This is a genomic window from Microcoleus sp. B3-A4, from assembly GCF_036705385.1.
Taxonomy (GTDB): Bacteria; Cyanobacteriota; Cyanobacteriia; order Cyanobacteriales; family Microcoleaceae; genus Microcoleus.
In genome coordinates this window covers 21,848-36,132 of the sequence record NZ_JAUBUI010000014.1, presented here as the reverse complement: position 1 = coordinate 36,132, position 14,285 = coordinate 21,848, and the positions used below count along the sequence as shown (strand labels likewise).

General features: G+C 46.9%; 14 protein-coding genes. 7 read left to right on the top strand and 7 right to left on the bottom strand.

Annotated elements, in window-relative coordinates; genetic code table 11:
• Nucleotides 1-131 precede the first annotated feature (131 nt).
• Nucleotides 132-410 carry a hypothetical protein gene (locus tag QUB33_RS09045; protein WP_006635678.1) on the top strand — a complete coding sequence of 93 codons (279 nt, stop codon included), beginning with the start codon at nt 132-134 and terminating at the stop codon, nt 408-410.
• 50 nt (nt 411-460) lie between these two features.
• Complete coding sequence (locus tag QUB33_RS09040; RefSeq protein ID WP_333349595.1) at nt 461-1,000, top strand: DUF2231 domain-containing protein; 540 nt, start codon at nt 461-463, stop codon at nt 998-1,000.
• 67 nt (nt 1,001-1,067) lie between these two features.
• Here QUB33_RS09040 and cutA read toward each other — a convergent pair whose 3' ends face one another.
• The 3 genes from cutA to QUB33_RS09025 form a co-directional block, all read right to left on the bottom strand.
• Entirely contained in the window at nt 1,068-1,388 is a 321-nt protein-coding gene (gene cutA / locus QUB33_RS09035; protein WP_333349593.1) for a divalent-cation tolerance protein CutA, read from the bottom strand.
• A gap of 273 nt (nt 1,389-1,661) precedes the next feature.
• Nucleotides 1,662-2,561 (bottom strand): pentapeptide repeat-containing protein, encoded by a 900-nt coding sequence (locus tag QUB33_RS09030; protein ID WP_333349591.1) that lies wholly within the window; start codon nt 2,559-2,561, stop codon nt 1,662-1,664.
• A 253-nt stretch (nt 2,562-2,814) separates the two neighbouring features.
• On the bottom strand, nt 2,815-5,364 hold the full coding sequence (locus QUB33_RS09025; RefSeq protein ID WP_333349589.1) for a VIT domain-containing protein: 2,550 nt from the start codon (nt 5,362-5,364) through the stop codon (nt 2,815-2,817).
• A 344-nt stretch (nt 5,365-5,708) separates the two neighbouring features.
• Here QUB33_RS09025 and QUB33_RS09020 point away from each other — a divergent pair, with 344 nt between their 5' ends.
• The 3 genes from QUB33_RS09020 (at nt 5,709) to QUB33_RS09010 (ending at nt 9,631) form a co-directional block, all read left to right on the top strand.
• On the top strand, nt 5,709-6,644 hold the full coding sequence (locus QUB33_RS09020) for an Rpn family recombination-promoting nuclease/putative transposase (protein WP_333349587.1): 936 nt from the start codon (nt 5,709-5,711) through the stop codon (nt 6,642-6,644).
• Between the two features lie 427 nt (nt 6,645-7,071).
• On the top strand, nt 7,072-8,730 hold the full coding sequence (locus tag QUB33_RS09015) for a CTP synthase (RefSeq protein WP_190693870.1): 1,659 nt from the start codon (nt 7,072-7,074) through the stop codon (nt 8,728-8,730).
• Between the two features lie 478 nt (nt 8,731-9,208).
• Nucleotides 9,209-9,631 (top strand): hypothetical protein, encoded by a 423-nt coding sequence (locus tag QUB33_RS09010; RefSeq protein WP_190693868.1) that lies wholly within the window; start codon nt 9,209-9,211, stop codon nt 9,629-9,631.
• A 170-nt stretch (nt 9,632-9,801) separates the two neighbouring features.
• Here the strand turns inward: QUB33_RS09010 and QUB33_RS09005 are convergent, their stop codons facing one another.
• From QUB33_RS09005 to QUB33_RS08990, 4 genes are all read right to left on the bottom strand, one after another.
• Nucleotides 9,802-10,689, bottom strand: coding sequence for an ROK family protein (locus QUB33_RS09005; RefSeq protein WP_333349583.1), 888 nt, complete (start codon nt 10,687-10,689; stop codon nt 9,802-9,804).
• Between the two features lie 224 nt (nt 10,690-10,913).
• Complete coding sequence (locus QUB33_RS09000; protein WP_333349581.1) at nt 10,914-11,618, bottom strand: tetratricopeptide repeat protein; 705 nt, start codon at nt 11,616-11,618, stop codon at nt 10,914-10,916.
• 156 nt (nt 11,619-11,774) lie between these two features.
• On the bottom strand, nt 11,775-12,998 hold the full coding sequence (locus QUB33_RS08995; RefSeq protein WP_333349579.1) for a murein transglycosylase A: 1,224 nt from the start codon (nt 12,996-12,998) through the stop codon (nt 11,775-11,777).
• Nucleotides 12,991-13,245 carry a hypothetical protein gene (locus QUB33_RS08990; RefSeq protein ID WP_333046692.1) on the bottom strand — a complete coding sequence of 85 codons (255 nt, stop codon included), beginning with the start codon at nt 13,243-13,245 and terminating at the stop codon, nt 12,991-12,993. The genes QUB33_RS08995 and QUB33_RS08990 overlap by 8 nt, the downstream gene beginning before the upstream one ends.
• Nucleotides 13,246-13,556: 311 nt before the next feature.
• Between QUB33_RS08990 and QUB33_RS08985 the strand changes: the two genes are divergently transcribed.
• Nucleotides 13,557-13,748 (top strand): hypothetical protein, encoded by a 192-nt coding sequence (locus QUB33_RS08985; protein ID WP_333349577.1) that lies wholly within the window; start codon nt 13,557-13,559, stop codon nt 13,746-13,748.
• A 92-nt stretch (nt 13,749-13,840) separates the two neighbouring features.
• Nucleotides 13,841-14,080 (top strand): hypothetical protein, encoded by a 240-nt coding sequence (locus tag QUB33_RS08980; protein WP_333349575.1) that lies wholly within the window; start codon nt 13,841-13,843, stop codon nt 14,078-14,080.
• The last annotated feature ends 205 nt before the right edge of the window (nt 14,081-14,285 follow it).

The following is a 14,285-nucleotide window of genomic DNA, read 5'->3' as shown; positions in this document are numbered from 1 at the left end:
ACAGGAAGAGGCTGCCTGCGATCGGCATAGCTAAAACTTCCACCCCTCGGGAGATGTTTGTGCAGGGAGATTTTTCGTTCAATAGTAGGAATTAGAGTCAGCAAAAAATTAGAAATACGAGAGAGGTTTTTATGAGTATCGACAAACCAGGCAAAGATATGGAGCGCACGGTCAATCCGGGCGATCGCATTTCCGACGAACCGCAAACCCTCGAAGAAAAAGCCCAGCAACTAGCGGTAGACCACGTGCCAGACATCACGGGCGATGTTGTTACAGTTCCAACTTATGTGATGGTAGAAGAAGCCGATGGGGAAAAGAAAGCCCTGCACCACGTCAAAGACGCCGATGAAATTTCCGACGTAATTCGCCAGGCCCGCGTTGACGAAAATGGCGAGCGGATTTGGGATTAAGTTCAATCCAATAAAAACGGCTTTGTTGTACAAAAGTTATCGTAGAAATCATGGAAACAAATCCCAGAAATAGTACGCCCTATCCCAATCTTCCGCCGATTCTCGAAAGTCTCGATACAGAGTATCGCGACGCCGGCATTACGAGTACGCTTTCAGTTGCAGGCCATCCCATCCACCCCATCATCGTCATCTTTCCGGTAGCCTTTTTAGTAGGAGCCGCGGGTACGGACGTCGGTTATTGGCTCACAAGCGATCCGTTTTGGGCGAGAGCTTCGGTTTGGCTGATGGGTGTCGGTTTTGCTGCGGGGATTTTGGCAGCAATCACGGGCTTTTTAGATTTTTTCAAAGTTAAAAGAGTGCGCGAGCGCAGTGCCGGTTGGTTACACATGGGCGGCAATGTGGCGGTTATGGTACTTACCCTGATTAACCTGGTGTTGCGCCAAGGAAATCCGGCTGAGCCGATCGTATATACAGGTTTAGCAATATCGATCGTCGTTGCAACCTTGCTGGGCATTACAGGCTGGTTCGGCGGCGAACTAAGTTTTCGCCACAAAATCGGCGTCATTGGCCCTACCAGTCATAATTCCTAGGTTTCTGGCCATTTGTAGTAGGGACTTTCGTCCCTCTTCATTTGACACTTTAGGACTAAAGTCTTGACTACAAACTTAAAGATTTTCCCAGCCAATTGAGATAAGCATCACTGCCAGCGATAATAGGAATAGCAATAATTTCGGGAACTTCATAGGAATGGAGTTCCTGAACTTTTGTTTTTAAAGCCTCAAATTTAGCCATATCAGTTTTAATCACCAACTGCCACTCTGACTCGGCATGAATCTCGCCTTGCCAAGTATAAATAGAGCGAATTGGCGACAAACTCACACAAGCAGCCAGCTTGTGTTCAACTAGAGATTTAGCGAGATTCTCCGCCTCCGCCTCCGATGCCGCAGTTACCAGCACCACCCCAAAATTAACAGTCATAACGATTTTAGATTTGAGATTAAAGAATTGATTTCAACAGAAAACCTTGAGCGTAATTCTTTGTAGCTACAGGGCAATGCCTTGTCAGGCGCGGATATGTACCACTTTTAATAATTTTAGTTACCGGATTTAATCGATCGTGTCGCATCTAAATTTTACAGTCAAGTTGGAGGAAATTATGGTGGGGAGTAGGGGTTGGGCGGGATGCCCGCCCAAAAATCCAATTCAGATACGCAATTACCAATTCTCCACTTCCAAATTCCCCCTTTCCCATTACCCATTTTTAATTTCCGTAACATCCCAAGAATTGACTCTGCCAGCCCCAGCTAAGGAAAAATAGCGCCTAGTAGATTCCGGCAAAATAGCGCCCGCCAACAAAGCATTATCTAAATTAGCTCCTATTAACGTCGCCTCACTCAAATCGGCTGCCATCAAATCTGCTTGACACAACTTTGCCCAATTCAGATTTGCCCCTCTCAAACAACTTCCCCTCAACTTAGCCCCGGTTAAGTTTGCACCCGCCAACTTCACCCCACGCAACTGAGCCGCACTGAAATTCGCCCCCGCCAAATTCGAGCCTTCCAAATTAGCTCCCATTAGTTTAGCTTCACTCACGTTGACGCCGCTCAAATCTACACCGCAGAGATTCACCCCTGTCAACTGCGCTCGCCGCAAACTGACTCCGGTTAATTGAGCTCCAAAAAGTTTTGCACTATTGAGCTTTGCACCGTAAAGGTTGGCCCACTTAAAATTAGCTGCCGTCAGATTTGCGCCCAGCAAGTTAACTAATTGCAAGTCGGCGCTGCACAAATTGGCATTCCACAACACAGCACCGCGCAGGTTGGCGCCAGTTAAAGTTGCGCCACTTAACTTTGCTCTCGGCAATTTTGCTTTTACCAAAAAAGCTCCACTCAAATTAGCTTTTGTCAAATCTGCACCTGAGAGTTGGGTTTCACCCATTTTGGCAAAACTCAGATTTGTTCTGTGCAGCAGTGCACCTTTGAGGGTTGCTTTGGTGAGAAACGCCCTGCTGAGGTTAGCCCCGGAAAGATTAGCTCGGGAAAGGTTGACTCCGATTAAGATTGCTCCGCTGAGGTTTTTCCCGCTGAGGTCGGCTCCAGTAAAGTCTCTTTCTCCTTTTTCGTAATTGTTTAGCAGTTCACTAACTTCCATAGGGCATCATACCTTCTATGATTGGGGGGTTTCGATCCAGAAATCTTTACTGTTAATGTTCTTTCAGAAAGGAAACTGTTTCAGAAAGGAAACTGTTTTAGCGTTTGCCTCAAACGGTATAAATTTCATTAACATGACTTCCTGTTCAAAGGCAATCTCTTAATAAAGATTTTATATCTTCCACGCGGTAGCGATCGCGCTTTCGGTATTTTTGAATTAAAAGTTAATGTTTTGTGACATAGATAGTCCTGGCTTAAGGAGCGACCGTAATTCGCAACTTCAGGCGCAGCGTGCCCTTGAACCCAGCAGGAGGTTGCCAGGAACTCATGGCTCTCTTGAGAGCCTCTACGGCCTCTGTTGCTTGCAGCGTTGAGGTTTTAGTGTCGATCGCCACTCGGGCAACGCGGCCGTCTTGTACCGATAACTCCCACACCGTTTCACCGCTAACCCCCGCCGGGAGATTAACCGATTGCAGGTATTGAGTCAAAGCGGCGAGTGCCCCGGCATCCAACCCTTCGGCCCTAACTACTTGAAGGCGAGAAGCCAAAGGCTTCTGGGGTTGCAACTCACCGTAACCGGGCTGCCGCGGCACAGGAGCTGGACTCACCGGTGCCGAGTTGCGATTCGAGGTAAGGCTGCGAGAGCCGCCTCTAGTTGGCTCTGCTCCCTCCGATTGGAAAATACCTTCATAGCTGACACCCTGCGGCAATTCCACAGGCACTTGCACTCGACGACGAGTTCCATCGGGTTCGACTCGCACTTCTTCGCTCACAGCCACAAAAGCCGTGTATTCCGACAGCAAGCGATAAGTCAGAGCAGTATTAGTCACAGCTTCCACCAGAGATTTAGTCTCACCACCAAACATTTGATTCATTAAATCTTTAATGCGCGATCGCCCCCAAAGTTGAGCTACCGCCGGATTGCCAAAATCCGTAGCGCCTGCTGCGACTGAAGTTGACTCCCGCTGCCGCCCGCCGGATTGAGCAAAATTAACAGGTAAAACTTGCTCGTAAGCTTTGCCGCCCGCAAGAGTGCCGCGGATGCGAAGTTGGCCGGAGGCTCGATCGGTCTTTTTGCCAAACAAAACCAGCGGCCCACTCGCAAACAAGTCTGGGGGTGCGATCGGATAAATCTGCGGTTTTTCCCCCATTCCTTCCCAACTAATTTGAATATTAGTCAATACCGGACTATTAATTTCACGAAAAAACTTTTCTGCCGCTTCTGCCGACGGTTCATCTTGACGAATTACCTGAGAAGTGCCTCTTCCCACTTCCGCCAAACGGTTAATCAAAAACCGATTCACAGAACCGCCGACACCAAAACTATAAAGTCGATTTCCCGGTTTCAGACTCCGCTGAACCAGAGCCAGCACTTCATTTTCATTACCAATGTAACCGTCAGTAATTAATACAATACTCCGCAGCCTTCCCCTTGCCGCCGCCGGAAAATTCATCACTGTTTGAATGCCGTTAAGCAATTCACTGCCACCGTTAGCCTGCAACTTTTCGATATAATTAATTGCTTTTTGTCGATTTTCGGGAGTATTTGCTAAAGGAGTTGTTGAAAGCGCTGTCGCAGTATTGGCAAAATCAATAATAGTAAAAGTATCGTTGGGATTCAGCCCTTGAATGAAGCGGCGCATCAACTCCTTAGATTTGGCCAGCGGTTCGCCCTGTTGAGAACCGGAAGTATCCATCAGAAACACGACATCTTTGGGTACAATTTCATTAGTTTTGTAGTTTAATGCCGGAATCAGATAAGTAGCAAAATGACCGCCCCGCTTGTCCGATTGAGTCAAAATAGTTGCCCGAGTATTTTCGCCCGCGACTCGATAGCGCAGAATTAAATCTTTATTGGGAATTGTGTCAGAATTGGCTAATTGGACTTGTACAATATTGCCGCTGCGGTCAGTTGTAATTTGATGCGATGTAGAGCGGACATCGCCGATCGCAACTCCGGCATCTATTTCTACCGAAACAGCGATATTGTGACCCGATCGCGTTCCCGGAGGCAAAACAGGCGGGTTAATGCGATCGGCATCGGTATTAACCCCCCCCTGCCCCCCCCTTGCTAAGGGGGGGAATTGAGAATCGCCCCCCCTTGCTAAGGGGGGGTTGGGGGGGATCGTATTTCCCGAAATATAGCGCGGCCCTACCACCATTGGAAACACAAATTCATAATCGCCGCCGGCAAACTTGAGACTTTCGGTGTAGCGAATCGTAACTTCAATTTTTTCTCCCGGTTTGATATTAGCGAGAGACTGAGTAAAAATATTGGATCGTTCTTGTTCCAACAAACCAGCAGTCCTGCCTTGCTTTCTGGCTTGTTCGTAAATTTCCAAAGCTTCCTCGCGCAGTTTGATATCAGCTTTAATAGTGCGTGAGCCTATTTTAATTTCCATATCGTCCACCGCCGCTTCGTCGGGCAAAGGAAATATATAAACAGCTTCTATAGATTCAGGAAAAGGATTTTCAAACTTCTGAACAACTTCGACGCGGGAGATATTGCCAGCTATTTTGGCTTTAACTTCAGTCTGCTTGAGAGGAAAGACTTGTTCTGAGGTCGTATTGGGAGTTTTGACGAACAAACCGCCGACTGGACAGCGAGTTTCGGGCGATCGCGACCCATTGCAATTAACATCGTTACTAGCGACGATTTTCGCCGACACAGACGAATAAATTTCCCCAGGAGCTTTTGCCCGCGCCGTATTTGGAGCGAGCCACGCGCCACACTCGATGGCTGCGAGCAATGCGATACCAGCAGAAAGCAACCGTTGAGGGGATAGAACGCAGACAAACTTCATAGCTGTTTTTTTTTAGCAGACTTGAGGTGCTTTGTTTACCATGACTTTACGCTTCGCGAAACGTTCCTGAGTTAGCTTTATGGGAAAAATGACTGAGCGCGTAGGGCTGATTTTAGATTTTAGATTTTAGATTTTAGATTGACTCGCCTAGGGGCGGACTGGGCGCTGGAACTTTTGTCGAAGCCATGATTGCTGAGGGCGACTGCTGTGGGCCGCTCGATCCGTATTTGGGTGAGGTCGGTTGGGGCGATCGTCCGCGAACCCAACCTAGAAGATTGTATGATAGTTAAATAATTAAATAACTCTAACCTCAACCTCTCAAGCTCTAATAAAGTGAAATTGCCATGAATTTTATTAACCCCAAAACCGACTTTGCCTTTAAAAAAATCTTTGGGTCTGCTGAGAGTAAGGACATTTTGATTAGTTTCTTGAATGCCATGCTCTACGAAGCACAGCCATTCATCGAAGATTTAGAAATTATTGACCCTTATTTAGCTCCCAAAATCAAAGGAGTTAAAGATACTTACTTGGATGTAAAAGCTAAGATTGATGGCAACAAAACGGTAATTATTGAAATGCAAGTATTGAATGTAGAGTCATTTGAGAAGCGGATTTTATACAATGCCACTAAAGCTTATTCGATGCAGCTAACCACAGGAAGCCGTTACAGCTTGTTAAACCCTGTGATTGCTCTGACGATTACCGATTTTCAAATGTTTGAGAATCTGGAAACAGTGATTTCGCGCTTTGTTTTCAAAGAAAAAACTTTTTTAACCGACTATCTAGCTGATGAATTTGAACTTGTATTTGTTGAATTGCCAAAATTTGATAAGACATTACAGGAGTTAGAAACGCTGACAGATAAGTGGATATATTTCATGAAAACTGCTCAAATTTTACGGTCGGTTCCCGAAGAGTTGGGAAATGTGCCGGAACTGCGACAGGCTTTTGCAATTGCGAATGAAGCAAATCTCGATCCTGATGAATTGGAAGATTTAGAAAGGCGAGAAATTTTTATTCAAGACCAGCGCGGTGCAATTACCAAAGCTACCAGAATCGGGAGAGAACAAGGCATCGAACAAGGTATCGAACAAGGCATCAAACAAGGAAAGTTGGAGTTAGTTATGCGGCTGTTGGAGCGCCGTGTAGGGCCGTTGTCGTCGGAGATTCAAACTCGCATCAGTCAGTTATCCGCTGAACAATTAGAGAATTTAGGAGAGGCCGTCTTAGAGTTGGCCAGCGTGTCAGATGTGACAGATCGGTTGCAGAGATATGTTTGAGGAAAGGAAAAAAACCTTGGTGAAGGTGGTTTTCTCAGAAGATCGATCGCCCTTGACCGAAAGCATTCAGGAGACAAGCCCCCGGATTCATCCGTCCAGAAATAAAAAACCTGTATCCGATGAAACTGACCCCCCGAATTTATCCGTGGGGTCAATGCTTCAATTCTTTAATCTAAAATCTCAAATCTCAAATCTCAAATCGATTGACTGGTATCCGCCCAAAGCGCACTGATGAACAATCAACCGTTTTGAAATTGGCTCACCAGCTCAAAACCCCTGTAAACCGCCCGATCGAGCTCGTGGACTACTCGTCGTATCTCCACCCGTATTTGAGAAATGGTCAAACACTGCTGGACAATTTTTGATTTTAGCTCTTAGAGTTGAGTGTTACCTTCTTAAATGAGAAAGATCTAAAGTCGAAAATCCTATGAGCAAATTTGTGTTTGTGACCGGCGGCGTGGTTTCCAGCATCGGCAAGGGAATTGTCGCTGCTTCCTTGGGCCGCCTATTGAAGTCGCGGGACTATTCTGTCTCGATTTTGAAACTAGACCCCTATATTAACGTTGACCCCGGCACTCTCAGCCCGTTTCAGCACGGAGAAGTCTTCGTGACAGAAGACGGTGCGGAAACAGACCTGGATTTGGGGCACTACGAGCGTTTTACCGATACTTCCATGTCACGCCTCAACAGCGTCACCACGGGTTCCATTTATCAAGCGGTGATCAACAAAGAACGCCGCGGGGAGTATCAGGGGAGTACGGTGCAGGTGATTCCGCACATCACTAACGAAATTAAAGAGCGAATTCACCGAGTTGCAAAAAATACTAATCCCGATGTCGTGATTACGGAAATCGGCGGAACGGTGGGAGATATTGAATCTTTGCCGTTTTTGGAGGCAATTCGCCAGTTTCGCAAGGATGTCGGTCGGCAAAATGTTGTGTATATGCACGTCACGCTGATACCTTGGATTCCTTCGGCTGGGGAGATGAAAACTAAACCGACTCAGCATTCGGTGAAGGAATTGCGGTCGATCGGCATTCAACCAGATATTTTAGTCTGTCGGTGCGATCGCCCCCTGTCTTTGGGCATGAAACAGAAATTGTCGGAATTCTGCAACGTGCCCGAAGAATGTGTCATCACCGCTCAAGATGCCAAAAGTATCTACGAAGTGCCGCTGATGATGGAACAGGAAGGTTTAGCGGAACAAAGCATCAATTTGCTGCAACTCGAACCGCGCCACCCCGATTTGACTCAGTGGCAAACCTTAGTCAAGCGGCTTTACAATCCTAACCACAAGATTGATATTGCTTTGGTGGGCAAATACGTGCGGTTGAACGATGCTTATCTTTCGGTAGTCGAAGCTTTGCGGCACGCAGCAATCTCGATCGGCTGCGACCTGAATTTGCACTGGATTAACTCAGAAGATTTAGAATCGGGAAACATCGAAAGTTATCTCAAAGATATCAAGGGCATTCTTGTGCCCGGAGGTTTTGGGGTACGGGGAGTAGACGGCAAAATAGCGGCGATCGAATATGCCAAACACCATAAAATACCCTTTTTGGGATTGTGTTTGGGGATGCAGTGTGCTGTGATTGAATGGGCGCGCAACATCGCCCAACTAGAGGATGCCAACAGCGCTGAATTTAACCCAGATACCGCAAATCCGGTAATTAATTTATTGCCAGAACAGCTAGATGTAGTTGATTTGGGCGGTACAATGCGACTGGGTTTATATCCGTGCCGTGTCAACCCAGACACCCTCGCTTTCAAACTTTATCAGAAAGAAGTGATTTACGAGCGGCACCGCCACCGGTACGAATTTAACAACGCCTACCGCAATCTTTTCTTAGAATCAGGTTATGCAGTCTCCGGGACATCTCCCGACGGCCGATTGGTAGAAATGATCGAATTGCCCAACCATCCCTTTTTCATAGCCTGTCAATTTCACCCCGAATTCCAATCTCGACCTAGCGCCCCCCACCCCTTGTTTCAGGGGTTTATCGAGGCGGCGAGCGTGCAGGGAAATCAGGATTTTTTAGATGCTCAGGGGCGCGACTTGGTGGCCGGGAAACTTGCAGGAAACTGATCTCATATCATGTTCGATCGATTAGTTCTGATATATTAGATGTCTGTAGGGGCGGGTGAGAGTACACCATATTCAAATCAGGCAGACAATGGATCGTACTCTCACCCGCCCAACCCAACAATCGGATTTGATTCGGGTCGCACTTACCGGACATGATATCGGGCAGCATTCTCAACCAGTGAAAAATCTCACCCCTCAGCCCTAGCATAAGGGTTGGGGGATAGTACCCGAAGGGAGAAGGCAAAAGGCAGAAGGTAGAAGGCAGAAGGCAGATGGTAAAAATGCTGATATTTTTACTTAACTTTTTAGCTTTGATTTCAAAGGTGATACCAGTTAAAAAAAATGCCACTTTAGGCAGGTTCCAAACCCTGATAGTCATCAGTCATGCCCAATCTAAAATCTAAAATCTAAAATCTAAAATGGTATGAGTTGTCAAACTATCCTAAAATACCAGGAAACACAGGTTTGAGGAGGCTTTGTGGCTTATTGGAGCAAAATTACTTATGAGAAAAGTACATACATAATTGACCTTGACACTATTAGTGCTTTTTCTAGCGAACTGGATAACAAGCGTCTCACCTTTTGGCTGCCTAATAGCAGTCAGCCGATTATCCTCAATCCCCAAGGCAATTATGAGGCTTACAAGCAAGTTCTCGATTACCTCAAAAAAACCATCGATCGCAATTCTAGAGGTTCGTGGATTAAAATTCATTATGACCGCAAAGAATTTGCGATCGATATGAGTCGAATTAGCTCTTTTGCTTGCGAACAAAACGGTCGGCTAAGCTTTTGCCTGCCTGACAGCGCAACTAATATTGTTATCCTCCGCCAAAGCAACCCGGAAACTTATCAAGAAATTCAGGAATACATTAAAAATACGACTGGACAATCTCTGCCATGAAGCAGTCATTAGTCATTAGTCATTAGTTAGAAGCATGAACAATCAAGGGAGACTATGTTTAGTAACTCCTCACATTCATTTTATTTTTTTTGAGCTAAAGTGCTTAGGTTGCACCGTAATTCTAGATATGAAAAAAGCGCAGTAAAATGCGCTGCTTTTTTAAATTTTAACTATCGAACAAGCTGCCAAGCTAATTTGGCTGCCCCTACCATGCCTGCTTGATTGCCCAATTCAGCAACCAATAACTGCAAATCTTCGCGAGAACTCGGCAGAACCCGCCGCTCAATTTCTTCTCGAACCTGCGACAAGAAAAATTCCGCACCTGCACTAATTCCACCGCCGATAATAATAGCTTCCGGCGTCAAAATATAAATGAGACTTGCCAAACCGATACCCAGATAGCGCCCGTAATTTTGCCAAAATTCTAAAGCTTTGGCATCTCCAGACTTAGCTAAATTTGCTAATTCTAGAGGTTCCAAACCCGTTTCCCGGCGAATTGCTTGCACCGAAACATACTGTTCTAGAGAACCGCGATTGCCGCTGTTGCATTCCGGGCCGTCGGGATTTATAGTAATCAATCCTAGTTCTCCGGCCGCGCCTTGATGACCTACAAATAGTTTGTCGTCTAGGATAACTGCACCGCCGACTCCTGTACCTAAAGTTATTAAAATTAGGTCTTTAAAGTGCCTGCCTGCGCCCAACCAAGCTTCTCCCAATCCGGCACAGTTGGCATCATTTGCTAAGATGGTCGGCAGTCCGGTTTTAGCTTCCACCCAGTCAGCGAGGGGGACGTTATGCCAGTTTTTGAGGTTAATTGCTACTCTGGCTATGCGGCCGGCGGCGTCTGCGGGGCCTGGAGTGCCGATGCCGATCGCACTTACAGCATTTTCGACCGGATTCAGTTGTAAAATAGCATCGGTCATTGTAGCTAAAACGGCTTCTGGCGTTGCCTGTTGAGGAGTTGGGACAGTTAATGATTGATGACAAATGCCGTCTTCGCCGAATCTGCCGAGTTTAATTGCGGTTCCGCCTAAGTCAATGCCGATTACTTGTGTCATTCGATGTGGGTTTTGGATGCAATAATTTGGGACTAATTTTAATAGTATAAACCTATTGTATGTGCGCCTAGCACAGCTTATAAATTAAGTTGGTAGTGAGGACTGAAGTCCTCCAACTTCTCTTTTAAATGTATGATAATTAGCCAGGAAAACTGGCATTAATTATTAATAGTATCAGGTCGCTCGCAACACCTAGCAAAAATTATGGATACAAGCGAGTCTGCCTATTTAATTTGGCCTAACTTACGTTGCGCTACCTCTCGGTTGTGCAAAGCATCGTGATAGTCTGGTTTGAGAGCAATTGCCTGATTATAAGATGCGATCGCTTCTTCAAATCTTCCTAAATTATACTGCTCGTTCCCTCGTTCGCACCACGCCTCAGCATCTACATTAACTTCCGATTCTACTTCCGCACCCTCAGCGCCTCTGCGGTTCACTTCCCCAGAAAAACCCAAACCATTCCCAACAAACACCGCCTCAATCACCCTCCCCTTTGTATCCTCCTCCTCAACCTCCGGCAGCGGAAATCGTGTCAATATCTCCCGGCCAATTTGCCTCGCAACCTCTGACAATTCCCCGCTGCCAATTCTACCTAACAATACCAGCCGCTGCGCCAATTCCTGAAGCGATGCCACCGCCTCCGTAGCAGCGGTGTCATCATGTTCGCCCTCTAACAATCTTTGCCCAAACCGTCGCAACCAAGCCGCCAATTCACCATCTTTAAGGCGTTTTGCGATTAAGAATCCCGCTACATCCCCGCGACTCCAACCGGCATTCACCCCTTCCAGGATTTCCATGAATTTCGACTCGTATTCCGCGTCAGTTAGGGTGGGGCGGATGGCGGTATTTCCCGGCGGGGTGGGTGGGGTTGGGGTTCCGAATATTCGCTGAAATAGTCGTTTGAAGAATTGCAGAATCTTGTTTAGCATTTGTGGAGTTTGGAGGGGAGGGGTATTTTCTATTTTATAGCAATTCTCAAAAGTAGGATTACATATAGATTGTCGGCGATAATATCTGTAGGGACACGGCAGTGCCGTGCCCGGGATTGCAACGCACAGCAAACAATCACATCAAGTAGAATTAATCTACTTTAAAAGCGGATAATACAGTTCTCCTGTCGAGTTGATAAAACCGGCGCGATCGCCCGCTAAATCCCCCGTTCCCATAAATACGTCAACTCTCCCCGCGCCTTTGATTGCACCGCCGGTATCCTGATCCAAAACGTAGCGATTTACCGCATTTTGTTCGAGTTGTCCCGCCGCATTCGGATAAGGGAGTTTTGTACTAATTAATGCTAGTGCGCCAGGGGGCATTAAAGCTTTATCGGTGGCGATCGACCTTTCGGCTGTTACTGGCACTCCAATGCTTCCTGTGGCTGGAACTCCATTAGTATCCCGGAAGAATACAAAGCTTTCATTTTTTGGCAAATATTTGTTCATATCTGCGGGAAAGTTGGTGAAATATTCCCTTAGTTTCGGCAAATTTAACTCTTCTAAAGTAAACTTTCCGTCTTTAACTAATTCTCGCCCGACTCCTGTATAACTGTGACTGGTTTTGCCTGCAAAACCGACTGTCATGACGCTACCATCTGTTAGCTGCAATCTCGCAGAACCTTGGACGTGCACGAGAAATGCCTGGAAGCGATCGCGCAACCAAACTAATTCTAATCCCCGCAGCAATCCTTTACTTGCCTGCAAAGCATCTTCGCCTTCTAATTGCAATCTTGTCGGGTGAGGTTTCGGCCAAGATGCCATGTTGGGCGGCATCCGGTATAGGGGATAACGGTATTCGGAATTAGGCGTGCGAGATGCTGCGTAAGTCGGCTCGAAATAACCCGTAAATGCGACTGTTCCCTTGCCATCTTTGCCCGTGGATTTGTAAAATACAAATTCGCGCTTGACCGATTCCTGGAGTTGTGCAGGGGTTGTGGAACTGACAACTAATTGGCGGAATCGCTCGAGAGAACGCCGAACTCGATCGCGCGTAACTCCTGCGACTGGATAGCGACTGTAAGCAGTGGCGGCGGCGGATGTATCGAGATAGCGGAGGCTGTTGTCGATCGACTTTAACAGCAATTCCCGATCGCCCGGTTTGCCATTTTCGCCCCAGATTTGAGCGTCAAAGGCGAGATCATCCGACTCGCCAGCTTGCAATTGATTTAGACTAATTGGTTGCAGTGGCGGGGCTGCAACGGCGGGCACCGAAAAAGCGATCGCCAAAACGCAACAGACGATGGCTAATAACTGATAGCGAAAAATCTTGCTCAATTTCCAATCTTTCCTACTAAATTGATTATTTTCATTATTCATCGAATCGTTCGACGCTAGAAGTAAATACCGGTTCTACGCGAATTGCGAGAACGCTGGTAGGCCGAACTACCATGTATTCGCCTTGAATATTTTTGATCGGGACATTAACAAATTCTGACGAATCTTGTTTGGGAACCAGAGTTTTATACCACTGTTGAAAATCTTGCAGCGTTGAAAAACGGATTTCTTCGCGGTGGCCGCCCTCAAGCAGCAGGTGTACGGAATATTCGCTGGGTGTTCTAGGCATAGGAGATGGAGAGAGTTGTTGGAGGACAATCTAAAATCTAAAATCTAAAATCTAAAATTGATGTGGTTGCCCTCAAGCAGCAGGTGCAAGGAATATTCGCACTTGTGTTCTAGGCATATCTGTATTTTAGTTTTTTGATTTTAAGCTTTTGGAACGATTCCATATTTTACATCTTCCTCGGTGCATTCCCTCATCTAGTAGGTTGGCTTGAGGGAGAGGGGCAGACTGGGAGAAGCGGAGGGTGGGAAACACCTGAGAGTGGTTGCAGGAAAATCTCAATCTAAAATCTCAAATCTAAAATCTCAAATCGATTGACGGCGGCCCCCATCTGCGGCTACGCTGTGAAATTAGGGCTGCTTTGCTCGAAGAGAAAGCAGCCCACGTCGCTCAAAAATCTAGTTGCACTCCCTCCGCTTCGCTCCGCCCAAAGCTGCTACCAACAGCAATGGACAGCTAACCGCCAAACTGATAGCAGCAGTCTGGAGGCTAATGGAGAATTTTAACACTCTCTGTAGCCGCCCTGCTCTGTGTTAACGTGCGGGGCGGCTGGGTTTTTGGGTTTTCCTAGAAAAACCAAAAACCAGGAAACCATATTATGTCACAGGAATTCGTACCTGACGATAACTTATCCGCGCGTCCAAATGACGCCTCAGCAGTATCCGAACAGGAAGTCGTGCGGATAACGGTTGTCGGTTCCCGCGCAGCCGTGTTAGAAACCATCCACACCTTGTACCGACTGGGATTTGCCGCCGTCGGGGATTGGAGCCCGCCACAGCGAGGCGCACAGCCGGGACAAGTGATTAGCGTACTCATTCGCCGATCGCGCAAAGCCTAAAAATAGGCTGAAATACGGTAGGGACAAGGCAATGCCTTGTCCTCCATCGCCCCGGCTACATGGCTGGATCTGTGATTGTCACATCCTCCGAGGGCGATGGCGTCGGGCCCGGCAAGCTACGGGAAATTTCATCATCCAAGCTGGTTAATTCTACCCGTTCCCCACAGTCAACACAAGCCTTGGCCGAAGTCTCTACAATAATTAA